21 protein-coding genes are annotated in these 22,864 nt (G+C 45.5%); 4 read left to right on the forward strand and 17 right to left on the reverse strand.

What is annotated here, in order from left to right; genetic code table 11:
- Positions 1 to 11 precede the first annotated feature (11 nt).
- The 8 genes from EYS00_RS02510 to rpe form a co-directional block, all read right to left on the reverse strand.
- Positions 12 to 815, reverse strand: a complete 804-nt coding sequence (locus EYS00_RS02510; protein WP_130634988.1) for a DUF1338 domain-containing protein — start codon at positions 813 to 815, stop codon at positions 12 to 14.
- A gap of 31 nt (positions 816 to 846) precedes the next feature.
- Positions 847 to 2,319, reverse strand: a complete 1,473-nt coding sequence (astD, locus tag EYS00_RS02515) for a succinylglutamate-semialdehyde dehydrogenase (RefSeq protein ID WP_130634989.1) — start codon at positions 2,317 to 2,319, stop codon at positions 847 to 849.
- A 12-nt stretch (positions 2,320 to 2,331) separates the two neighbouring features.
- Positions 2,332 to 3,369 (reverse strand): arginine N-succinyltransferase, encoded by a 1,038-nt coding sequence (gene astA, locus EYS00_RS02520; protein ID WP_130634990.1) that lies wholly within the window; start codon positions 3,367 to 3,369, stop codon positions 2,332 to 2,334.
- 21 nt (positions 3,370 to 3,390) lie between these two features.
- The gene (locus EYS00_RS02525) at positions 3,391 to 4,599 is read right to left on the reverse strand and encodes an aspartate aminotransferase family protein (RefSeq protein WP_130634991.1); all 1,209 of its coding nucleotides are present in this window, start codon (positions 4,597 to 4,599) and stop codon (positions 3,391 to 3,393) included.
- 344 nt (positions 4,600 to 4,943) lie between these two features.
- Positions 4,944 to 6,104 carry an HDOD domain-containing protein gene (locus EYS00_RS02530; RefSeq protein WP_130634992.1) on the reverse strand — a complete coding sequence of 387 codons (1,161 nt, stop codon included), beginning with the start codon at positions 6,102 to 6,104 and terminating at the stop codon, positions 4,944 to 4,946.
- 178 nt (positions 6,105 to 6,282) lie between these two features.
- Positions 6,283 to 6,873: an aminodeoxychorismate/anthranilate synthase component II gene (locus tag EYS00_RS02535; RefSeq protein WP_130634993.1), complete on the reverse strand. Its 591-nt coding sequence runs from the start codon at positions 6,871 to 6,873 to the stop codon at positions 6,283 to 6,285.
- Positions 6,874 to 6,902: 29 nt separating this feature from the next.
- Positions 6,903 to 7,910 (reverse strand): tryptophan--tRNA ligase, encoded by a 1,008-nt coding sequence (gene trpS, locus EYS00_RS02540; protein ID WP_130634994.1) that lies wholly within the window; start codon positions 7,908 to 7,910, stop codon positions 6,903 to 6,905.
- A 33-nt stretch (positions 7,911 to 7,943) separates the two neighbouring features.
- The gene (rpe, locus tag EYS00_RS02545) at positions 7,944 to 8,621 is read right to left on the reverse strand and encodes a ribulose-phosphate 3-epimerase (RefSeq protein WP_130634995.1); all 678 of its coding nucleotides are present in this window, start codon (positions 8,619 to 8,621) and stop codon (positions 7,944 to 7,946) included.
- Positions 8,622 to 8,812: 191 nt separating this feature from the next.
- Between rpe and EYS00_RS02550 the strand changes: the two genes are divergently transcribed.
- Positions 8,813 to 9,112: a hypothetical protein gene (locus EYS00_RS02550; RefSeq protein WP_130634996.1), complete on the forward strand. Its 300-nt coding sequence runs from the start codon at positions 8,813 to 8,815 to the stop codon at positions 9,110 to 9,112.
- Positions 9,113 to 9,117: 5 nt separating this feature from the next.
- Entirely contained in the window at positions 9,118 to 9,315 is a 198-nt protein-coding gene (locus EYS00_RS02555) for a DUF2970 domain-containing protein (RefSeq protein ID WP_242618622.1), read from the forward strand.
- 11 nt (positions 9,316 to 9,326) lie between these two features.
- On the opposite strand, the gene EYS00_RS02560 is transcribed toward EYS00_RS02555, so the two are convergent.
- The 9 genes from EYS00_RS02560 to pilM all read right to left on the reverse strand — a co-directional run bounded on the left by EYS00_RS02560 (position 9,327) and on the right by pilM (position 18,208).
- The gene (locus tag EYS00_RS02560) at positions 9,327 to 10,169 is read right to left on the reverse strand and encodes a Dam family site-specific DNA-(adenine-N6)-methyltransferase (RefSeq protein WP_242618623.1); all 843 of its coding nucleotides are present in this window, start codon (positions 10,167 to 10,169) and stop codon (positions 9,327 to 9,329) included.
- A gap of 199 nt (positions 10,170 to 10,368) precedes the next feature.
- Positions 10,369 to 11,739, reverse strand: coding sequence for an SPOR domain-containing protein (locus tag EYS00_RS02565; protein ID WP_130634998.1), 1,371 nt, complete (start codon positions 11,737 to 11,739; stop codon positions 10,369 to 10,371).
- A gap of 75 nt (positions 11,740 to 11,814) precedes the next feature.
- Positions 11,815 to 12,882, reverse strand: a complete 1,068-nt coding sequence (gene aroB / locus EYS00_RS02570; RefSeq protein ID WP_130634999.1) for a 3-dehydroquinate synthase — start codon at positions 12,880 to 12,882, stop codon at positions 11,815 to 11,817.
- 23 nt (positions 12,883 to 12,905) lie between these two features.
- A complete protein-coding gene (aroK, locus tag EYS00_RS02575; RefSeq protein WP_130635000.1) occupies positions 12,906 to 13,421 on the reverse strand; it encodes a shikimate kinase AroK in 516 nt (171 codons plus the stop codon).
- A 265-nt stretch (positions 13,422 to 13,686) separates the two neighbouring features.
- Positions 13,687 to 15,426, reverse strand: coding sequence for a type IV pilus secretin PilQ (locus tag EYS00_RS02580; RefSeq protein ID WP_130635001.1), 1,740 nt, complete (start codon positions 15,424 to 15,426; stop codon positions 13,687 to 13,689).
- Complete coding sequence (locus EYS00_RS02585; protein ID WP_130635002.1) at positions 15,419 to 15,955, reverse strand: pilus assembly protein PilP; 537 nt, start codon at positions 15,953 to 15,955, stop codon at positions 15,419 to 15,421. The genes EYS00_RS02580 and EYS00_RS02585 overlap by 8 nt, the downstream gene beginning before the upstream one ends.
- Positions 15,952 to 16,572: a type 4a pilus biogenesis protein PilO gene (locus EYS00_RS02590; RefSeq protein ID WP_130635003.1), complete on the reverse strand. Its 621-nt coding sequence runs from the start codon at positions 16,570 to 16,572 to the stop codon at positions 15,952 to 15,954. The genes EYS00_RS02585 and EYS00_RS02590 overlap by 4 nt, the downstream gene beginning before the upstream one ends.
- Positions 16,569 to 17,153: a PilN domain-containing protein gene (locus EYS00_RS02595; RefSeq protein WP_130635004.1), complete on the reverse strand. Its 585-nt coding sequence runs from the start codon at positions 17,151 to 17,153 to the stop codon at positions 16,569 to 16,571. The genes EYS00_RS02590 and EYS00_RS02595 overlap by 4 nt, the downstream gene beginning before the upstream one ends.
- Positions 17,141 to 18,208 (reverse strand): type IV pilus assembly protein PilM, encoded by a 1,068-nt coding sequence (pilM, locus tag EYS00_RS02600; protein WP_130635005.1) that lies wholly within the window; start codon positions 18,206 to 18,208, stop codon positions 17,141 to 17,143. Before pilM ends, EYS00_RS02595 begins: the two co-directional genes overlap by 13 nt.
- A 139-nt stretch (positions 18,209 to 18,347) precedes the next feature.
- Here pilM and EYS00_RS02605 point away from each other — a divergent pair, with 139 nt between their 5' ends.
- Positions 18,348 to 20,984 (forward strand): penicillin-binding protein 1A, encoded by a 2,637-nt coding sequence (locus EYS00_RS02605; RefSeq protein WP_130635006.1) that lies wholly within the window; start codon positions 18,348 to 18,350, stop codon positions 20,982 to 20,984.
- Between the two features lie 131 nt (positions 20,985 to 21,115).
- Positions 21,116 to 22,807 (forward strand): NAD-dependent malic enzyme, encoded by a 1,692-nt coding sequence (locus EYS00_RS02610; RefSeq protein ID WP_130635007.1) that lies wholly within the window; start codon positions 21,116 to 21,118, stop codon positions 22,805 to 22,807.
- The last annotated feature ends 57 nt before the right edge of the window (positions 22,808 to 22,864 follow it).

Here is a 22,864-nt window from a genome sequence, read left to right on the forward strand (position 1 = left end):
ATCATATCTGCCTATTTGGCGTTAGTGCTCTCAAAAATCTTGTCGGCCGATGCTGCAACAAAACCTTGGTATAGCTCACCATTTGCCATAGGGTAACGCTGAGCAAACTCATAGAAGCAACTTGGGATAGCTTGAGGCGCTTCAGTGAACGCGACCTCAGCGGTGTCTGCCATGGTAGACGACTGTGCTAGACAGACGTCTTCGCCACCTTTAATTTCACCACCAGACGTATTTAACGTGAAACCCGCGTCTTTAAGTTTGTCGTTCACACCCAACAAGGTTTGACTGTTAGACAAGTGATTAATACTCACTGTGAAGTGGTTTGCTCTGAAGCCCCATGCGGCCATCCACGCAGCGTACTCAGACTCCTCTAGCAAGCGAGTATAGTCAGCATGACTAATGTCCCAATGACGGCCTGAGTATAAGTAGTTGTCTTGTGTGGTTGCATTAGCATCCATTTGCTCAACAAGCTTACTTATGATGGCTTGCGCTTCGTCTGAGAGTTCGTGAACTCTTAGTTCACTGATAAATACCTTGGGTTTGGTGGTATCTGGGTGCTCAAAGTGCTTTGCGGTGAGTTTTTTGGACTCAAAGTTATAGTCACCTTTGTCTTCGTATCCCAACGCAAGGAAATGCGCCGCAAGTGTGTTCAAGCGAGTTTTTTCTAGTGCGAAGGTACGAAAAGCAACGTGATCGTTAACGATATCCTTTGATTCCTCGTCTGCAAGAAGCTTATGGATCTCAAGCGCCGATGGCGTTATCGCTACATAGTCTTCCCACAAATTAGCAAACAGTGTGTCAACGTTATTGTGCATGTGTAGGGTCCTGTCGTTAGGTTTTTATTTTCTAGAGTGTTAACCCAGGGCTAAGCGCGCCAGGTAGTGTCACTTTATCAAGCTCTACCGATGCTACTGGATATGCACAGTAATCCGCCGCATAGTATGCGCTCGCTCTGTGGTTGCCACTATCACCTATGCCACCAAAGGGAGCTGCACTGCTGGCACCGGTAATGGGGCGGTTCCAGTTAACAATACCTGCTCGAATGTGATTGTAGAAATACTGATAGTCATCTTCGTTATCACCCAAAAAGCCAGCGGACAAACCAAAGCTTGTGTTGTTGGCTTCTGCAATCGCAGTATCAAAATCAGTGTAGCGAATCACTTTGAGCAATGGACCAAAGTGCTCTTCATCGGGTAATGCGCTTAGCATGTCTGTGACGTCGATGATGCCTGGCGTAGCGAAGCCTTTGTTGGTATCTGGCTGAGTAAGGCGTACGAGTACCTTTCCGCCCAAGTCTTCAAGCTGTTGTTGAGCTGCTACCATAAGCGCTGCTGCTCTTGCTGAAATCATCGCACCCATAAAAGGTTGATCTTCAGCGTCATAGTCGCCAACAAGAATGGACTTAGTCACTTCTACCAAGCGTTCGATCAGTGTGTCACCTTTGTCGCCCGCAGGGACAAATAGTCGACGAGCACAAGTACAGCGTTGGCCTGAAGTAACAAATGCAGACTGTACAATGTCATGTACTACGGCGTCGGTGTCTTCAGCGTCTTTCACGATAAGTGGATTGTTGCCACCCATTTCTAGCGCAAGAATTTTACCTGGGTGACCAGCAAATTGTTCGTGTAGCAATTTACCCGTACGAGAACTACCAGTGAAAAATAAGCCGTCAATGTTGGTATGTGACGCAAGGGCCTTACCTGTCTCTACTTCGCCTTGAACGAGATTAAGTACACCACTTGGAAGCCCTGCCTTTTCCCATAGTTTTACCATTTCTTGTGCAACATAAGGGGTCAGGTCACTTGGTTTGAAAACCACGGTATTACCGGCAATAAGTGCAGGTACAATGTGGCCATTGGGTAAGTGCCCAGGGAAGTTGTATGGGCCAAATACAGCGACAACACCGTGCGGCTTGTGGCGAATAAAGGCTTTGCCTACTGGCATTGGGTTTTCCACATTGCCAGTGCGTTCAAAATACGCTTTTTCAGAGATGGCGATTTTACCAATCATGGCACCAACTTCTGTGGCGGTTTCCCATTCTGGCTTACCGGTTTCCTTTGCAATTACCTTAGTCAGTTCAGGCTTTGCTCGGTTGAGCAGATCACCGTATTGCTTAATGATAGCAAGACGTTCTTCAACGGTTAATGAAGACCAGCTCGGTAGTGCAGAGCGCGCTGCTTGGATTGCTGCATCCACTTGTGTCGATGAAGCCGCGTTTCCTTCCCAAATCGCGATGTTTTTCGCAGGGTCAATAGAGGCGAAAGCCTGCCCTTCACCGGCGACCCAGTCGCCGTTGATAAAGTGAGTTGGTTGCATAATGGTGTCCTGTATTTAGTCTCTGAATTTGACTGGAGCGAAACGTATCTGGTCGCCCTCTTTCACGTTCAGTGCTGTTGCTGTTTCCGAAGAAATCACAGCATATTGTTTTTCTGCGTCACAGGTCATTTCAGTGGCCACGGCTCTGAAATCGGCAATAGACGTGTTTATAATATAGTGGGTTTGTCCTGTAGCTGCCTGGTCGTCATCAATTTTCACAGGAAGCTTAGTGCTGCTTTGCGCCGTTCGAATGTGGCTCAAGTTCGCTTCAACGGTCGGGCCAGCGTCGAAAATATCAACATATCCTCGATTACAGAAGCCTTCTTCTTCTAAGAGTTGAAGCGCAGGACGTGTTTTAGTGTGTACCTGACCTATCACTGCCTGAGCCGCTTCGCTCAACAAGTTTACGTAGATTGGGTACTTAGGCATGAGTTCAGCAATAAAGACTTTGTTACCAATACCCGTCATGTAGTCTGCGGTTGGAAAGTCCATCGAGAAGAAGTGCTCTTCTAACCATTCCCAGAAAGGTGAACGGCCTTCTTCGTCACTGACACCACGCATCTCTGCAATGACTGTTTCAGAGAAGCGCTCTTTGTGCTCGATCATAAACAGAAAGCGAACTTTTGATAAAAAGCGACCGTTTATGCCGCCTCTCGCTTGCTCACGCAAGAAGAGCGTACAAATTTCAGTAACGCCAGTGTAATCGTTACAAAAGGTCAGAATGTCTACGGTATTGTGAATATTGAGTTCTCTGGATGCGTGTACCACTTTACTCAAATGATAGTGGTAAAAGGCATCGTCGATTCCAACTGCAGCTTCAATACCCGTAGTGCCAACTACCTCGCCTGACACTGTGTCTTCCATCACAAAAAGGTAAGACTCGTCGCCGGGCTGAGTAACATCAACTTTGTTGAACGCGCGGTCCGCACGTTCAATTTTATTGCGCAGAAGTGTTTCGTTAACGGGCAATGACGTAAAGCCAATGCCCGACTCTTCGGCAATGTTGTACAGGGCTTGATAATCTGACGCGTTGATTGGGCGAATTATCTTCATGTTCGCTTACTCAGTTAGTGATTATTCAGCGTTAACAACTGCTGCGACAGCACGCTCAAAACGTGCAAGGCCTTCTTTGATGTCTTCATCTGGAATGATTAGCGACGGCGCAAAACGAATAACATTAGCACCTGCAATCAGGCACATAAGATTTTCGTTGGTCGCTGCAACCATAAAGTCTCGAGCACGGCCTTGGTACTTTTCATTTAATGCACAGCCAAGAAGCATACCCTTGCCACGTACTTCTTCAAAAACGTTATACTTTTCGTTGATCGCAGAAAGAATTTCTCTAAACAGTGCTTCTTTCTTCAAAACGCCTTCAAGAATTTCAGGCTGGTTTACGATATCCAGTGCTTTTTCGGCAACCGCGCAAGCCAATGGGTTACCACCGTAAGTACTACCGTGCGTACCAGCTTTTAGGTGTGCACCGATTTCAGTGGTGGTTAGCATAGCGCCAATTGGGATCCCGCCGCCAAGTGATTTTGCAGTAGTTAAGATATCAGGCGTTACACCTAAACCCATATAGGCGTACAAATCACCGGTACGACCAACACCTGATTGTACTTCGTCAAAAATGAGTAACGCATTGTGCTTGTCACACAATTCACGTACACCTCGAACGAACGACGGTTCAGGTAGGATGATACCGCCTTCACCTTGTAATGGCTCCATCATTACCGCACAGGTATTGTCTGAAATCATTGCTTCGAAAGCTGCTAGGTCGTTGTAATCACAGTGTTCAACTGCACCCGGTTTAGGACCAAAACCATCAGAGTAGGCTGCTTGGCCGCCAACAGTTACTGTGAAGAAGGTTCTACCGTGAAAACCTTTGTTGAATGCAATAATTTGATTCTTGTCTTCACCGAACTTATCGAGTGCCCAACGACGAGCTAGCTTAAGTGCTGCTTCGTTTGCTTCGGCCCCTGAGTTAGCGAAGTACGCCTTTTCTGCGAATGTTGCTTCGGTAAGTTTTGCCGCTAAACGAAGCGCAGGCTCGTTGGTGAATACATTACTTAAGTGCCACAGTTTCTTGCCTTGCTCGGTAAGTGCATCTACAAGCTCAGGGTGGCAGTGACCTAAAACGTTAACCGCAATACCGCCAGCAAAGTCAATGTACTCTGCACCGTCTTGATCCCACACTCGAGAACCTTCTCCTCGCACTGGCACCATGCCTGCGGGGTTGTAGTTGGGAACCATTACATCATCAAACGTTGCGCGAGTAACATTCATATTTTTTACCTCTGCGTTATGCACCCATTGGTCTTAAAACCAGCAATTCTGGTGCAAAATGTGTACTAAATTGGCCGTAAGTATGCCACTTTTTTTGTCAATTGTCTTGTCTGTATTCGGCTGCAGGCCGCTATATACAAGGACTTTGGCTTTATTTGCAATAAAAGTGAATAACTATTTAGGACTAAGCCATTCTGTTTGGGAATAGCTCGATTTGCTACAAAAAGATAACAAACTAGGGGGATAAAGGCTGTTTTCTATGGACGGGGAAACTTGCGCAACAAGTGACACTCAACGGGGACAAGATTTCTAGCCTATTGCATGAATATCCACAAAAAAATTTACTATTCGTCCACTGAAGTTACTGGAAGGGTGAAAATATCAACAGTTTTTAGACGTTCTAACGCATTAGTAGGGTAGGACTGCTCGGTTAGAATAGGCTTCACCTCACTAAACTCTACTAGTTTAGATCTGTGTAGCATTCTAATCTGGGCATAGGTGCTTGCTTGTTTGAGCAATTTAGGCAAAGTGCCTTCGGTTAGGGCTGGATTATCAGCGCATTCTCGCATTGCATGGGATATGGGCAATCGTTTGAGCAAGAGATGTTCAAACATATCAGCAGACACTTTATGAGCGAGTTCGTCCTGTAGTGTCATTAAAAACAAGGGAGAGGGAGTAATTTGCTGGAGTGCAGCGAATTTAGTGGTCTCTTTGTCTTGTTGCGTTTCGCGAAGCATGTGTTGGTGCACCATATCAAACAAGCGAAAATACAAGCGTATGATGGCGCAGCGGCCAAAGAAACTAAACATCGAGAAAATATAGGCATGATCGCGATTCAGGGAATAAAAAGGAGCTAGCTCTCGTGCAGTCACTGATGTTGCGTGCGCGAAACGCGTTAAATTGACCTTAATGTTTGGGTAAGGATCAGTCACCTGTGGCATTGCGCGCTTTAATATCAGCGAAGGAAGCAATACGCGCAAGTTTTCTATACCTAGAAAGCTCAATGCGGTTTTCATCGTCTCAACAACGATAACCTTTCCTTTATTGTCTTTACGGCGGAATCTCGGCGAATTTACGATTTGCATTAAATCGTCATACAACCATGGCAAGGCTTCAGCGTGAGGGAGTAATTTAGATACGGAAGCAACGCGTACAGACAAGGCGTCGATTAACCCACCGATTTCCTCTGAGAGCTGTAAGGTGTCTTGGAAGACATCTGACGTATAAGACAAGCTTTCAGTAATTTCTGACAATAGAACGTCGTGAAGCTCACTGTTTACTTTAGCGACATAGGCGGCTTCAGATTGTGCCTGTTTCCGTTTACTCTCACGGGCAATTCGCTCAACATCGAGAAGACGACGACGAGCATCGCCCTGCTCAGATTGGTCGAATCTAACTTCTGCTGGACCTTGCTTACCCAATATCTTTTGTATTTGAGATGGCGAGATTAATAGCCGTTCGAATCTCTCATCAACCGAGGGTCTGGTTGACGTGGGATTGGTCATCGTAAACTTACTCCTGCTACTGATTCTTGCATGCTTTTCAGCATAATCTATAAACATACTACAAAGCCTACGAACTCGGGTACTAACAATCTAAAAACGCGTTTGAATGATTTATCGACAATTTCAGCGAAATCTTGACGTATTGTAACGATTATTATCGACTAAGAGGTATGATTAGTTAAGCTTTAGTATAGGATGCGTTTATAAAGGCTTGAAGAATATCATGCCCATGTTCGGTAAGCAGAGATTCTGGATGAAACTGTACGCCCCAAAGGGGTAGTGATTTGTGAGAAATCCCCATCACTTCCTTTTTCCCCGCATCTGTTATACACCAAGCGTCAACTGAGAATTCGTCAGGAATAGTATCTTGAGCGAGTACCAATGAATGGTAACGTGTTGCACTAAAACCTTGTGGCAGGCCTTCGAACAATCCCGTATTTGCATGCGATACAGGAGAGACCTTTCCGTGTTTAATTTCGAGCGCCGATGTTACTTGTGCGCCAAACACTTGTCCTATTGCCTGATGCCCCAGACAGACACCTAGCAGTGGAATTTTGCCAGCAAATTTTTCAATGACGTTCAGACTAATGCCCGCTTCGTTAGGCGTGCAGGGGCCTGGGGAAATAACTAGATGGGAGGGTGCCAGCGTAGCTATTTCATCGAGGGTTATTGCATTGTTGCGTACGACACGCACGTCACAGCCCAACTCGACAAAATAGCGAGCAAGGTTGTGAGTAAACGAATCGAAATTGTCGATAATCAGTAGCACCAAGGCGCTCCTAATGACAAAGAGTAAAACTAGGGGCGTGCAATAAATCCTACAGCGTCATACACTTTTTTGAGCGTTGCTTCTGCTTTTGCAGAGGCTTTTTCAGCGCCATTTCGCATGACTTCGTCTAAGTAGGCTCGATCACTGCGAAGCTCTGTATAGCGCTCTTGAATTGGCGTGATTAATGACACAACTGCTTCAGCCACATCACCTTTCAAATGACCATACATCTTATCTTCGTATTCAGGAACGAGTGCATCTACTGTTTTACCGGTAACCAAAGACAGTAAGGTTAACAAGTTCGACACGCCGGCTTTTTCCGCTGGGTCATAATAAATACGTGCTTGTTCGTCTGAATCTGTAACTGCGCGTTTTATTTTCTTGGTAATCTTTTTGGGATCTTCAAGTAGACCAATGAAATTGTTTGGGTTTGAGTCAGACTTAGACATTTTTCTGTCTGGTTCTTGTAAACTCATGATTCGAGCACCAAACTCAGGAATATAAGGGTCAGGTAGCTGGAACACGTCACCATAGATATTGTTAAATCGCGTTGCAATGTCGCGAGTTAACTCTAGGTGTTGCTTCTGGTCTTCCCCAACAGGCACCTTATCAGCCTGATAAAGCAGTATATCTGCCGCTTGTAGTACAGGGTAGCTGTACAAGCCCACGTTGATGTTATTCACGTTTTTAGCCGACTTGTCTTTAAACTGTGTCATGCGGTTCAACTCGCCCATTTGCGCGTAGCAGTTAAGCACCCACGAGAGTTGAGCGTGTTCTGGAACGTGAGATTGCACAAATAAAGTGCTTTTCTGTGGGTCGATGCCACATGCTAAGTACAAAGCAAGACCGTCTAAGCAAGCATTGTAAAGTTGTTCAGGCTCTTGACGCACGGTAATAGCATGCAAGTCCACTAGCATATATAAGCAGTCGTGATCGTCTTGCATGGATACCCATTGTTTAAGCGCACCCATGTAATTGCCAAGGGTTAGTTGACCAGAGGGCTGGCAACCACTTAAAACAACTGGATTGTTACTCATAACTATTACCTGTATTCGTTATTAATTCTAAATTTATACAAGAGTTGCTTTTGCCAACTCTTGACGCATGTCGTCAATGACCGCCTTGTAATCGGGCTGAGAAAATATTGCCGAGCCCGCCACAAACATATCGGCACCAGCGTCTGCAATGGCGCGAATATTATCGACTTTTACGCCGCCGTCAATTTGTAATCGAATATCCAAGCCACTATCTGAGATTCGCTGCTTTACCAAGCGCAGTTTATCGAGGGTGGTTGGGATAAAAGACTGCCCGCCAAACCCCGGGTTAACCGACATCAATAGTATGTGATGAAGTTTATCCATCACATGATCTAAGTAGTGCAGCGGTGTTGCCGGATTAAACACCAGACCAGGCTTACAACCCAAATCGATGATCAACTGTAATGAGCGGTCGATATGTTCTGATGCTTCTGGATGAAAACTAATAAAGCTCGCTCCCGCTTCAGCAAACTGCACAATCATGTCATCAACAGGCTTTACCATTAAATGCACATCTATTGGCGCAGTAACACCATAGTCTCTTAGTGCTTTACAAATCATGGGGCCAAACGTGAGGTTAGGTACGTAGTGGTTATCCATGACATCGAAATGCACGATATCGGCACCAGCCTCCAGTACCTTGGCTACATCTTCACCAAGACGAGCAAAGTCGGCAGATAAAATAGAGGGGGCAATCAAGTGTGAGGGCATTGCAAATCTCTTTTCAAAGCAGGCGCGGTAGCGACGAAACATTAAGTATACCCAAAACAACAAGCGCATAAAAAGCCGTTGTATCTAATTTTTGAGCTGGAACAGCGTAAATATGTGTTAGAAGGGCTTGTCCATTACTCCCGTCTGTTTATAATAAGTCTAAAATTTAAACTGATTGAAAGGCATTCAGGATGAAATATCGCTCAATTGCGGCAATTGCTTTGGTGGCATCGGTGGTTACCCTTGCTTCGGGCGTGAGTCTGTCTGCCAAACAGTCAGTATGCGACTTCCAGCCTGTTAGTGCATTTAACCCTGCGCTTCCCGCTAGCCATGTTGAAAATCAGTGTGCCCGCGACCGAGATGGTGTAGAGCAAGTGAGTTGGTTGTCTTGGATTGCTGGTCAATCGTCTTCCTATCAATTTCATTTCATCGACCTTCTTGAATTGCTTCATCGAGGTGATGTACCTAAATCAAACTTTTCAAACGATTAATGCTAGTGCCTAAGCAAGTTACAGGCTTGTGGTCAGTGATATGTAGTGTGCTCGCAAGTGCGTTTGGTGTTCAGAGTCACGACAACTATCAAAGAGATTTTACTACGGGAAGGTTCATTAGCTTTGTTGCTGTGGGAATTATCGCCTTTATTATTTTTATCGCAGCGTTACTCTTGTTGGCGAAGTGGGTGACTACCGTTTAACATCACTCAAGTTATTTTGCGTCATAAAGCGCGAGCACTTCTTTCACTTTTTCTCTAGCTTTACCGTTCTGGCTTATCGATCTTTGTACTGAAAAAAGCGACCTTTGGTCAGCAGATGCATATAATTTTTTGGTAAAAGCAACGTAGTGATTTGAAATGACAGTAGCGACACCTTTGTGCTGTGCGTTGATACTACTTTCAACTAATCTCTCTTGGTCTTCGTCAGAAAACATAGCGCCAGAATAGGCGGTAAAATTAGAGGTGCGATTTATAGGAGAATAGGGAGGATCGCAATATACCACGTCACCTGAAGTGAGTTGTTCAAAAGCAAGGGTAAAGTCACCGCTAATCACTTCTGCACGTTGCAGTTTGTTGGCTAGAAAGTCTATTTCGTCACTCGGGAAATAAGGCTTTTTATAACGACCAAATGGGACATTGTACCCACCTGACTTATTGTACCTACACAATCCGTTATAACCGTGTCTATTGAGGTACAAGAACAGTATCGCTCTTTCATACGAATCAGTGTTGTCGTTAAAACGTTGGCGAAGCTCGTAATATTTATCTGCAGTGTTATTCTTCTGGTTGAACAAATGCTGTGCATCTTTTTTAAAAGAAAGTGGCGAATGCTTTACCGCGTTGAATAGCGCAACAAGATCTTTATTGGTGTCGCAAAGCAGATATTCTTCGAAATCGAGATTGAGAAAAACGGAACCACCGCCAACAAAAGGTTCAACCAAGCGCTTTTTACCTTTAGACGGCAGCATTGCTCTAATATGTTTGAGCACTCGTTTTTTACCGCCAGGCCATTTCAATGGAGAGCGTATATCGGTTTTTATGTTTTTATCGATCACGCGTAGTTCGCTTCTGTTCTCTTCATGCTTAAATCAACAACGCTCTGCTCGAAAAAAGGACAAAAGATGTGATGTGCTACCATTTTTCGAAATGCAGTTTTAATTTACGCTCAAGAGCAAGATTGTATCGCCCATCGATCTGCGTCACAACCTTGAAAGTCCCGTCATCTGTGTTTATTTATCAATAAACTAGTAAGTGCTATCGTTGGACGGCAATTTCGCTCAGAATTTGATTGCCCTGTTTAATGAATGCGTCGCTTTTATTGGGGTAGTCGGGAAGTAAAGCAATCGCTGACCTTGCTTCAACAAGCGATGGATAGGTTTGGTGAAATACCACTACGAACCAATCACCGCCATATCGTTGCGTAACGTATACGTGGGTAACGTTTGACAGCCTATTGCTCTCGACAAATGTTGTGACTGCAGAGCTGTCTTTCATGCCAACAAGTTGAATGACATAGTCGGTAGGGGTAAGCCACTGCTGAAAAAACTCAGGTGTTTGAGCGGGTGGGTTGGAAGTCTCAACAACGGTACTAGCCTCAATGGGAGGCTCCATCTCTTCAGCGGCGTTCGAATCGCTCACCTCGGCATTTATATCGGCAATGTCCGAATCAATTGCTGTGAGTTGCTGTGTATCGTCAAGGCTATCTATGGCATCTTGCCAGCTTGACGCCAGTGCGGTTTCTGAGGTTGCGGATTGCTCTTCTTCCACTGAAGGAATTATTTCTTCATTGCTAGTGAGTATCTCAGTACCTGAATTGTCTTCTGGTACACCAACCGACTGTGTTAATTCAGAATAAGCTGACCCCACTTGAGTAGGTGGCTGCTCAGATACGAGAGTAGGGGGCTCTTCAATGGGGTTGAACAGGCCAGAAATATCATCGCTGTATTGCCACCCCACCAAACCGACAAATGTCGCTGAAAATATGATTAACATAGCCACGAAAAAGCGTTTTGAAGTGAGCAAATTAGGTGACTTTATGACCGGAAGCGGTGCAGAGCGTTTGTCCAAATGGGCTTTGAAAGCTAATCTGCGCTCGGCAATCATTTTGTCGAGTTCCGAACCTTCGGGCTGTGCTACTACCGATTGACTGCTAATGAGTAGAGGAGTGTCGGTGTTTTTTGTGGGAAGCCACGCTTTAGCATTTTCAGACCACTGTGTGTCGGCAAACAAAAGTACGTTCAGATGCTGTTTGTTGCCGGCGAAACGGCTTTGTAGCACCAAATCCCATAATTCTTGAAGCATGGCATCAGGCATGTTTTGCGCTTGTGTGATAGCGACAAGAATAGGCCCTTCGTGATTATTGAGTGGAGCCAGTAGTTCATTCAGAGGCCTGACGTAACTTCCTACCGTTTGACCAAGCAATTGTCGACAGAGTAAACGTCGATAATCACTCTTATCCATGTTTTCTTCGGCGGTGAAATACGCAATTTCGGTGTCATCATGCTGTTGAAAAACGAACGCTTCGAGTGTTTTTTGCTGTTGTGCAATAGAGTCACTACTCACGAAAATAAGCTGTGATGAGTAGTTGACCAAGTATTCTAAGCGTTCATGCAATTCGTTCTGCACGGGTTATCTCCACGACACCGTTAAAAAGTGATAATTGTATTAGAGCAATTAACGGCGCATGCTTACGACCTTACATCAATCTAGTAAGGCGGTGAGTGCGTCATCGGTAACCTCTTTAGTGACAACCGCATGCCCAATGCCCTGAGGTAACACAAAGCGAATGCTACCCGCCTCAACCTTCTTATCGCGCTTCATATGCTTGACGTAGTCCGCTTTTTTCATCGTGCTTGGCCCCTCAACAGGCAAAGCAAATGTATTGAATAAGCTTTCTACGCGTCGGGTTTCTGACTCAGAAAACCACTCTAATTGCTCAGCAGCTTTACAAGCAATAATAGTACCAGCGGCAACGGCTTCACCGTGGAGCCACTGCCCGTAACCTTGCTCTGCCTCGATCGCATGTCCAAAAGTATGGCCCAAGTTAAGAATGGCTCTTAGTCCACCCTCTCGTTCATCTTTTGCTACAACGTCAGCTTTTATTTCACAGCAGCGTGTGATGGCTTGAGCGATGAGAGTGTCATCTAATTCATTGAGTGCTTGTGCATGCTCTTCAAGCCAGTCAAAGAATGGTGCGTCATAGATGATGCCGTACTTGATCACTTCGGCCATGCCAGCACTAAACTCTCGAGGAGGCAAAGTGCCTAGAGTTTCGGTATCAATAGCCACAAAGACAGGTTGGTAAAAGGCACCAATCATGTTTTTACCCAGAGGGTGGTTTACTGCTGTTTTTCCACCCACCGATGAATCTACTTGAGACAGAAGTGTGGTAGGCACTTGTATGAAGGGGACGCCGCGCTGGTAAGTGGCTGCAACGAAACCACATAGGTCACCGATAACCCCTCCACCCAAAGCTATAAGGGTAGTGTCGCGAGCGGCATTCATTTCTAACAAACGAGTCATTACAACACTAAACTGTTCTAGGTTTTTGTGTTGTTCGCCGTCGGGAAGTACGACAGTTTCTACTTGAACATCACCGCAAGCGGCAATGGCTTTATCTAAATACAGGGGCGCTACCGTCTCGTTCGTTACGATAACCGCGAGTGGGCCTTTGATGTAAGAACGAAAAAGGCCAGCTTGCGAGAGCAGGCCGGCCTTTATATTTATCGGGTAGCTACGTTCTCCAAGTTCCACGGTTAAGATTGACATGGACGTAGCTCCTTATTGTTTGTTTACAGTCCGATTTTGCTAATGATTTGATTTGCTACAGAACGAGCAGACTGGTCGTCTGTTTCTACGACGTAGTCAGCAACCTCTTCGTAAAGTGGGTTGCGGTTATCTGCCAAGTCACGCAAGACTTGCTCAGGATCGCCGTTCTGAAGCAATGGACGACGTTTGTCGCGCTGCGTGCGTGCAACTTGTTTATCAATAGTTGTTTGAAGATAAACCACAATGCCACGAGCAGACAGTCGATTGCGTACCGCTTTATTTACCACTGAACCACCGCCAGTCGCAAGAACAATACCTTGCTTATCTGTCAGGTCGTTGATCACGTTTTCTTCACGCTTGCGGAAGCCGTCTTCACCTTCAAGATCAAAAATCCAAGCGATGTCAGCGCCAGAGCGGCGTTCTATTTCTTGGTCTGAATCAAAAAATTCTAGGTGAAGTTCATCTGCTAGGTGTCTGCCAATTGTGCTTTTTCCGGCACCCATTGGGCCAACCAAAAAGATATTACGTTTCTCAGCCATATTTGCTTATATCACAACTTTATCATGTTAGGGGTAGCGCACACTTGCCTTACCAGTCTACCCATCGACGTGTGCTTATGTATGTCCAATAAGCACTACTCTTTTAACCTCGCGAAAATTTCGAGGCGGGGATTATCTCAGTTTCAAGTCAGTCGATGCAAGTTTTGTTGAAACTTATTCCGAATAATATGTAAAAGTAGCAGTTCATACCGGTTTAGGCAGGGGTTTGAACATGCTCAGACGGGGTAAAAACAGTCCTCACTTACTATTCTCTGATATCTGTTATGATTTTTGGCGTCACAAAGATCAATAATTCTCGCTTTTGTTGTAGCTCTGAAGTGTTTCTAAACAAGCCTCCGACGACGGGCAGGTCACCAAATAGCGGGACTTTTGTGGCAGAATCCGTGCTTGTTTGCTGGAAAATACCGCCGAGTACAATGGTCTCTCCATTTTCCACTAAGACTTGGGTTTTGATTTCTTGAGTATCTATCGCTACGGCGTCACCCGTTGAGGTAGATACTGTTTCACCTCGGGTGTCTTGCGTAACCACTAAATCGAGAATAATGCGATTATCAGGAGTGATATGAGGTGTCACTTTTAAAGACAGCACCGCTTTTTTAAACTCTACCGATGTCGCACCGCTAGAAGTCGCCTGTACATAAGGTATCTCTGTACCCTGCTCAATATACGCTTCTTGTTGGTTGGCAACGGTAATACGCGGGCTCGCGATAATTTCACCTTTGTTTTCTGATTCTAGTGCCGACAGCTCTAAATCGAGGATGGTACCGTCAACTAAACTCGCCATTTGAAAACCAATTGAACCCGCCGCGTTGGCGATGGGTAAGTTCACATTCATTCGGTTGTCTATGCTAGGTACAATACCTGCGGCAATAGAATCTGCTCCTTCCAGCGTGCCGGAAACGCCAATATCATCTTGTAGATCACTAAAGCCCCAACGCACGCCAAGTTGTTCACCGATATTGTCGAGTACAGTGACCATACGGCTTTCAATAAGCACTTGCTTTACCGGGATATCGAGTACTTCAATCATGTCTCTCGCTTGATCGATTGACGGCAATGTGTCCCGAACAAGCAGGGTATTTGTTCTCTCATCCACGGTAGCTGTGCCTCGCTGCGACAATATCCCACCTTCTGATGAGTTCAATATATCCGCCATCGCACTTGCTTTCGCGTAATTGATGGGGATACTCACCGTATGCAAGGCCTCTAGCGCTTGCACTTGTTGTTGTGACTGAAGCACTTGAGTCTCTCGGGCCGTTAGCTCTTCCGCGGGCGCTATGAGTAAAATATTACCTTCTAGGCGCTTGTCGAGCCCTTTGATTTTTAAGATCATATCCAGGGCTTGGTCCCAAGGTACGTCGGTTAAACTGATGGTCACATTGCCAGTAACAGTATCAGTGGTCACTAAGTTGAAGCCGTTCACCTGCGCAACTATTTGCAATACTTGCCTTACAGGTACATCTTGAAAGTCTAGAGAAATCGGCGCGCCGTTATATTGGTTCTGAGTAGTACTAGCAGATACTTCTTCTTCCTGCTCAAACACGTTGATCATCAAAGACTGCTCTTCAATACGGTAATTGTAGCCAGTGCTACCTTGAAGTGTGATTTCGATCTTGCTTCCATTGGATTCTTGAAACGTTTCTATGCCGTTGATAGGCGTGGCAAATTGAGTAACATCCATACTCATTAATTGGTCTGCGGCTAGACTTAAATCATCAAGTATTAACGTGAGCTTTCCCTGTGCCTCGACAATCTGGGGCGAGGGAATATTACCTTGAATACTCAGTAATACCTGCCCTGAACCATTGGGTAAACGCTGAAAGTCGACACCAGAGATTTCACCGCGTACTGTATTTTGCTGTGATTGGTCAAATGAAACGAGAGGAGGGGGTTGTTGAGCACACGCGTTAAACCCAATACCGGCGAGGGCAAGTAGTAAGAATGCCTGACGTGATAGTGTCCATGGTTTGAATTGCTTAGCCATTGTTATCTCCTGTCGCAGACTGACCTGTTAACGTTGTTGCTTTTGGTTGCCAACAGCCTGCTCCGTCTGGCAAAAGTTGTGTAATGCTGATATCTGAGTCGCTGATATGTGTAATGGTGCCGTGGAATAGCCCGATGCGGCTTCCTCGTGTGGCTTTGTGTAGTATTCCGTCGTTACTGTTAATCAATACCCATTTACGCCCGCTGACTTCAAAGCTTCCGGTCATTTCTAGGGCGTCTAATCCATAACTTTCTAATGCTTCTCGACTACGGCGGTTGTCTGGTTGAATACAATCGGCATTTCGTTGGGATACCGTCGGGCCTTGTTTATCTTTTAGGGTTAAAAATGGACTGCGTAAATTTTGCGATGTATATGCATACGCTGGTTGGGTTTCAAACATAGGATAGGGTTCGATGTTTACTACACTGCTGTTTCGAACTTGTTCGGTATAAATTTCTAAATCGTCTAGCTTGGGGGCGCACCCGGTCACCAAAAACATGCCAATAGCGATAGGGAATATACGTTTCATTGCGACACTCCCTGAGTAGTATTGTCGTTGTTATTGTTTGCTGAACGATAGGTTTTAGCCTGAAGGAGTAATGTTAGCCGGTCTGATTCTTGTGTGAGTGTAAAGTCGTGGAGCGTCACAATACGTGGCAAATCTGCGATGTGAGAGACAAACTCTCCCACATTGTGATATCCGCCATCTACTTCAATTTCAATGGGAAGTTCAGTGTAAAATTCTCTAGGCACTTCACTCTGCCAATTTAACAGCTTGAAGGTGAGTCCAGCGCTGGTGCCCACATAGGTGATGTCATCTAGCAGTCCCGGTGTTTCATTACTTGTTGGAAGGCGCTTGAGCATTGAGGAAAAGTCTTGTTCAATTCGAGCAAGCTGTTCTTTGTACGCGGGCAAGTTCACGGCCAATCGACTTTTGGCCTCAAATTGAAGTTTAAGCGTGACTTCTTCTTGTTTGGCGGTATCCATAATGGGCAGTTTCGGACTAATAATGAAGTAGTAACTTAAGCCGCTCACCATGAGTGCTACGAATACAGCAACAACGATTTTTATCTCTTTGGGCCAAATAGCGATTTGCTCAAAGTCTAGCTCATTGAGCATTTTGAGTTTTGCAGTATCAAACTTCATTGTGTCACCTCGCTACCCTCAACTGCTACTGGGGGAGCAACGCTGGGGTGAATACCGAATGTTAACGTGAACGAGCTAACCGCTTTTGGTGCCTGAGTGTCGGCTTTTACTGACGAGAGTTCGCCTACTCCGAACACAGAAGATTCCTCAATAGCGCGCATAAAGTCAGACAGATAATTGTTCGAATCACTAATGCCCTCAATTTCAATGTGATTTCCCATTCTTCGCATGGCAACAAAAGCAATCCCATCGGGTACTATTTTTGCCAATTCATCGAAAACTATCGGTGATACATTTCGACTTTTTTGAAGTTGCTCAATTAGCGTCATACGCTGTTCAATAGCTGCCTTGGCCTCTTTTATCTTTTTGATTTGCTCTATTTGTGCGTCCAAAACGAGGATTTTCTGTTGCAGAAACTGGTTACGTTGCCTTTGGTTTTCGATTTGCTGATCAATCAACTGGCCAATAATCCAAAATATACCCCCAACGATAATCGCTACGGCAATAAGCAGTGCCAAGTATTGCTGCTTCTTTTGTTGTCTGAGCTGCTCTCGCCATGGAAGTAAATTTATATATGCCATGGTACAAAACTCCGACTGGCCAGCCCGGTAGCAACAACAAGCTGCGGTGCTAGTTGATCTACTAATTCCTTATCAAGTTTAGGATTTATCGACATATGAGCAAAAGGGTTGAGTACTTTTACCGGTAGGAGAAAGTCTTGAGATAAAACAGAGACTAACGCTTGAATAGCTGCACCTCCGCCACAGAGTAATAACTCTTGTGGTTGCTCTGCATGGTGAGCACTCATATACATTTGGAGCGCACGGTTGATTTGCTGTTGTAGGTTTGCCGCAAACACCGGTAACGCATCCTCCTGCCATGTTGCGGGTAGGTTGTTTGAGAGTAAGCCACGTTCGGCGTCTTCTCTCTCCATCATATGAATGGCACTGATATCATCTACCAGTTGATTGGTACCAAATACGTGCTCTTTGTTATAAATGAGTTGATTGTCTTGCCAAACACATAATTGTAATAGTGATGCTCCAATATTAATACAGCACTGCGCTTCACTGCTTTCTGGGTTGTCTAATACCATGCCGAGGGCATTGCCGATGGCAAAGCTCTCTATATCTACGATTTTTGGATCAAAGTTCACTTCTCGGGCGAGCAACAAACGACTTTCGACGAGTTCCTTGTGGGCGGCAGTAATCAATACATCGACTTTTCCCGGGTGAGTTGGACTCGGCCCTTGTTCCTCAAAATCCAAATATACCTCTTCGAAGGGATACGGGATTAAACTGTCGGCCTCCAGCTCGATTTGTCCCTCGAGTTCGTGGTCCTCTTGGTCGGGTTCCATCTGGATCACTTTGTTAATCACTGATGTGCCAGCAACGGCAACAACCACATTCTTGGTCTTTGCTTTCAGCGCCATTTTGATTTTTTTGAGGGTTTGGCTAACGGCTTCGTAGTCTTTAATCTCTCTTTCTTGAAAAGCTTGTTTGATAATAGGCTCACAAGCAACGCCAGTGAGTTGGTAACCACTATCGCTTTGTTCCAACAAAACAGCCTTAACATGGCGGGTGCCAATATCTAGGCCGATCAACGACGGCTGCTTTTTTCGAAACAGAGATTTCATTTGCAAGTGTCCAGTTTCAAAGGTAATTGCTCTAACGTACAATGGTACTCGCAATTTTTGTTGCGTCAGGTTCTAATAAACACACATACGTATAAAAATATACGTCATTCTCACGAAATTGCCTTGGTATCATTGACACGTGAAATACATTAAACCTCTCATTTTGTTTACATTACTATCTGGCCTACTGGGTTTTGTAGCACTCGTGGGTATCTATTTTTATATCAAACCCGACCTGCCGAGCGTCACTGTACTCAAGGATGTTCGTCTTCAAACACCAATGCAGATATACACCCAAGATGGAAAGTTGATTTCTCAGTACGGTGTAAAGCGTAGGATCCCCGTGGAACTCGAAGAGGTTCCTGAAAGCTTGATCAATGCCATCCTTGCTACCGAAGACAGTCGTTTCTACGAACACTATGGTATCGATCCTATTGGTATTGTGCGCGCGGCGGTGAGCCTGATTGTGACAGGTGAGAAGCGCCAGGGTGCAAGTACGCTAACGATGCAGTTAGCTCGTGGATTCTTTCTCACTCGAGAAAAAACCTATATTCGTAAAGTGAAAGAGATTTTCATCGCTCTGCATATGGAGCAAGTACTCACAAAAGACGAAATACTCGCCCTCTACCTCAACAAAATTGAACTCGGTCACAGAGCGTTCGGCTTTGGCGCTGCCGCACAAGTGTACTACGGCAAATCACTCAACGAACTTACCCTCGCACAAATTGCGACTATTGCTGGGCTGCCAAAGGCACCTTCGGTGCTCAATCCTATTAGTCGGCCCCAAGCGTCTAAAGAGCGACGTCGCGTTGTGTTACTTCGAATGCTTGATGAAGAGCATATTTCTTTAGATGAATTTCATACTGCAGCAGATGCACCGGTGACGGCAAGAAAGCACGGTGCAGAAATTGAAGTAGATGCACCTTACTTGGCCGACATTATCTACAATGAAATGGTTGAAACCTACGGTAAAGAAGAGGCTGAAACGGGGGGATATAAAGTCTATGCCTCGGCGTCTTCTCATCTTCAACTTGCAGCGCAAGATGCGGTGGTAAGAAATCTTCACGATTATGACGAACGTCACGGCTATAAAGGTCCCCTTGGATATCTGTGGGATGCGCCAATCTCAGAGAGTACAGGCGAGCCTATACCGGTTATGGAGTCTTCAGTAGATGCCAGTGAAAAACGCTTAGCGAGTGATTGGTCAGAGGAAGAATTACTCACAGTGTTAGCCGAAGTTCCTCGTTTCTCGCCCCTGATTCCAGCGGTTGTCACCAGTATTGGAGAGCAGGACATAACAGTATTTGATGCCGATGGTGTTTCTCGAAGTATTTATTGGGCGGGACTCGATTGGGCTCGAGAATACATTACGGATTTTCGTCAAGGAAACCCTCCTAAGGCAGCGATTGATATCACTCAACCCGGTGCAGTGATTTATATTCGAAAGCAAGAAGGCGAGTGGCGAATCTCTCAGTTGCCGGAAGTTAGCGGTGCTTTGGTATCAATCAACCCACAAAATGGTGCAGTTGAGGCAGTTGTTGGTGGGTATAGTTTCTATCAAAGCCAGTTTAACCGCGCTACGCAAGCTAAGCGCCAGGTGGGTTCAAACATCAAGCCGTTTATCTACTCTGCTGCGTTGGAGGAGGGCTATACCTTATCTTCCGTTATAAATGACGCGCCAATCAACCAGTGGGATGCCAGTACGGGGGTGCGCTGGCGACCGGAGAACTCTCCTGCTGAATACGATGGTCCCATACGTATGCGTACAGCATTGGGCAAATCAAAGAACGTGGTCTCAGTTCGATTACTGCGAGGGGTTGGCCTACGCAACGCGGCAGACTACTTAACGCGCTTTGGTTTTGACACCGACGACATCCCGCTGGACGAAACTTTGTCTTTGGGTTCTGGTTCTCATACGCCGCTGGAAATCGCTCGTGGTATGTCGGCCATTGCTAACGGCGGATATTTGCTAGAACCCTACTTTATCGATCGTGTGACTAATGCGACTGGGGATATTCTCTGGCAAGCCGATCCAGTATGGGCGTGTGGAGATTGTAATGCCGAATCTCCAGAGCAAGCGATAGATGAGAATGACATTGAAGCTTTATTGGAAGCGCAGCTGTCTCAAGCTAATTTAGAAGAGGAAGTGCAAAAGCGCCCTGCACCGCAAGTGATTTCCTCTCAAAACGCATTTTTGGTCAGTGAAATGATGCGTACAGCGGTTCGTGCTAATGGAAACTGGAGTAAGAAAACCTACTGGCTAGGTACAGGGTGGCGGGCCCGTAATATTCTCCAACGTACTGATATTGCCGGTAAGACGGGCACAACCAACGATTCTCGTGATACGTGGTTCAGCGGTTTTCACAAAGATCTCGTCACCACAGTGTGGGTAGGCTTCGATGACATGAGTCGTCAACTGGGCCGTGCGACTCGAAACCAAAACCTTATTAACCGGAACCCCGAGAAATTCAATTGGATTGGTAACGCCCTAATTGGCACTGAAGACGGTGCTAAAGCTGCGGCGCCAGCGTGGATACGCTTTATGCAAGTAGCCCTTGCCGATGTTCCATACTCGCCGATTCCTGTTCCAGAAGGTGTGGTAAGAGTACGTATTGATCGTACCAGTGGAAAGTTGACCGATCGTACTGACCATACGACACTATTCGAATATTTTGTGCAAGGCACAGAGCCTCATCAATACGTTCGAGAAGATGAGTTTGTTGACCCCGCACTGTTAGATGAAACAACAGCGCCAGAGCCAGAAGAAATTTTTTAACCTATTGTTCACAATCATTTATAATAATGTGAACACTGTATCGGGTAGTCATGTAGCGGTTACCCGATACAAAAGGTCACACATCTCCCTTTTGGAAATGGCTTTTTTGCCTGAAGTTAATCGGATACCCAATGTCAGACGATTCGCAACGCTATTTATACATTCCACACTCTGGACCCTCATTACTAGAAACCCCGTTATTAAATAAAGGAAGCGCCTTTACTGACCGTGAACGTGCGGCCTTTAATCTAACCGGGTTGCTACCTCCACGCTATGAAACGATCGAAGAGCAAGTGGAGCGCGCTTACATGCAGTACAGCAGCTTTGATGAAACCCTCAACAAGCATATTTATTTGCGTGCCATACAAGATAACAACGAAACCTTATTTTATGCGCTGATTCAAAAACATATTAATGAAATGATGCCAATCATCTATACACCTACGGTGGGTGATGCTTGTGAACAATTTTCTGATATATATCGCAGTTCACGAGGTTTGTTTGTCTCATGGGAAGAAAGGCATCACCTTGACGATATTGTAAGAAACGCAACTAAGCGCAAGGTGAAAGTTATCGTAGTTACCGATGGTGAGCGAATTCTAGGGTTAGGAGACCAAGGAATAGGTGGTATGGGTATCCCCATCGGAAAACTGTCACTTTATACCGCATGTGGTGGAATCAGCCCGGCGTATACGCTTCCAGTTATGTTAGATGTGGGAACAAATAACGAAAAGCTGCTCAATGATCCTATGTATATGGGGGCGCGTCACCCGCGTATTGCACAAGAAGATTACGATGAATTTGTCGATATGTTCATCAATTCGGTTAAGCGCCGTTGGCCTGATGTACTCATACAGTTTGAAGATTTTGCTCAGCCAAATGCAATGCCGTTGCTCAATCGTTATCGCGACCAAGTCTGTTGCTTCAATGACGATATTCAAGGCACAGCGGCGGTAACCCTAGGTACCATATTGGCGGCGTGTAAAACTAAGAAACAGCTTTTGTCTGAGATGAAAGTCGTGTTTGTTGGTGCGGGCTCTGCAGGTTGTGGTATTGCCGAAATGCTCATTCAGCAGATGGTCAAAGAGGGGTTATCTGACGAACAAGCCCGTAAACAGGTATTTATGATAGATCGTTACGGACTAGTGAGTGAAGGTATGTCTGACCTGCGTGACTTCCAACAAAAGTTACAGCAGTCTCAAGTGGATTTAGCCGACTGGACATTCAGCGGCGAATATCCATCATTGTTAGACGTTATGCACTGCGCTAAACCCGATGTGCTCATTGGCGTGTCAGGCCAACCGGGATTGTTCACTGAGCAAGTCATTACGGCAATGAAACAGCACTGTGATTTGCCCATTATTTTCCCGCTGAGTAATCCATCTCGCCAGGTTGAGGCAAGGCCCGAACAAGTGATCGAATGGACAAATGGCGAAGTCGTTATTGCTTCTGGAAGTCCATTCAAACCGGTAGAGTACGAGGGTAAAACTTATCCTATCGCACAGTGTAATAACGCCTACATTTTCCCGGGAATTGGGTTAGGTGTAGTAGCGGCTAAGGCTAAGCGTATCAGTGACGAAATGCTTATGGCTGCCAGTGAAGCGTTGGCAGCATCTTCGCCATTAGTTATCGAAGGTGAAGGTGCTTTACTACCGCCTTTGTCTGCGATTGCTGAATTGAGTAAAGAAATGGCATTTTCAGTAGCTAAAGTTGCTATGGCCCAGGGGCTTGCGTTGGAAATGACAGATGAAGCTTTGCGCAAGAGCATCGAGCAAAATTTCTGGAAAGCAGAATACCGACCTTACAAACGTACAAGTATATAGTTGATGTGTTGAGACCTCATCGCGGATACAACAACACAGCAACGTTCTGTGTTTCTT

Origin of the sequence: Alteromonas sp. KUL49 (genome assembly GCF_006538345.1) — a bacterium.
Classification (GTDB): domain Bacteria; phylum Pseudomonadota; class Gammaproteobacteria; order Enterobacterales; family Alteromonadaceae; genus Alteromonas.

What these genes read in the sequence shown, in the direction of transcription:
- EYS00_RS02510 (WP_130634988.1), bottom strand. Translation starts at nt 815, where the DNA reads ATGCACAATAACGTTGACACACTGTTTGCTAATTTGTGGGAAGACTAT.
- astA (WP_130634990.1), bottom strand. Translation starts at nt 3,369, where the DNA reads ATGAAGATAATTCGCCCAATCAACGCGTCAGATTATCAAGCCCTGTAC.
- EYS00_RS02525 (WP_130634991.1), bottom strand. Translation starts at nt 4,599, where the DNA reads ATGAATGTTACTCGCGCAACGTTTGATGATGTAATGGTTCCCAACTAC.
- EYS00_RS02530 (WP_130634992.1), bottom strand. Translation starts at nt 6,104, where the DNA reads ATGACCAATCCCACGTCAACCAGACCCTCGGTTGATGAGAGATTCGAA.
- trpS (WP_130634994.1), bottom strand. Translation starts at nt 7,910, where the DNA reads ATGAGTAACAATCCAGTTGTTTTAAGTGGTTGCCAGCCCTCTGGTCAA.
- rpe (WP_130634995.1), bottom strand. Translation starts at nt 8,621, where the DNA reads ATGCCCTCACACTTGATTGCCCCCTCTATTTTATCTGCCGACTTTGCT.
- EYS00_RS02550 (WP_130634996.1), top strand. Translation starts at nt 8,813, where the DNA reads ATGAAATATCGCTCAATTGCGGCAATTGCTTTGGTGGCATCGGTGGTT.
- aroB (WP_130634999.1), bottom strand. Translation starts at nt 12,882, where the DNA reads ATGTCAATCTTAACCGTGGAACTTGGAGAACGTAGCTACCCGATAAAT.
- aroK (WP_130635000.1), bottom strand. Translation starts at nt 13,421, where the DNA reads ATGGCTGAGAAACGTAATATCTTTTTGGTTGGCCCAATGGGTGCCGGA.
- EYS00_RS02580 (WP_130635001.1), bottom strand. Translation starts at nt 15,426, where the DNA reads ATGGCTAAGCAATTCAAACCATGGACACTATCACGTCAGGCATTCTTA.
- EYS00_RS02585 (WP_130635002.1), bottom strand. Translation starts at nt 15,955, where the DNA reads ATGAAACGTATATTCCCTATCGCTATTGGCATGTTTTTGGTGACCGGG.
- EYS00_RS02590 (WP_130635003.1), bottom strand. Translation starts at nt 16,572, where the DNA reads ATGAAGTTTGATACTGCAAAACTCAAAATGCTCAATGAGCTAGACTTT.
- EYS00_RS02595 (WP_130635004.1), bottom strand. Translation starts at nt 17,153, where the DNA reads ATGGCATATATAAATTTACTTCCATGGCGAGAGCAGCTCAGACAACAA.
- pilM (WP_130635005.1), bottom strand. Translation starts at nt 18,208, where the DNA reads ATGAAATCTCTGTTTCGAAAAAAGCAGCCGTCGTTGATCGGCCTAGAT.
- EYS00_RS02610 (WP_130635007.1), top strand. Translation starts at nt 21,116, where the DNA reads ATGTCAGACGATTCGCAACGCTATTTATACATTCCACACTCTGGACCC.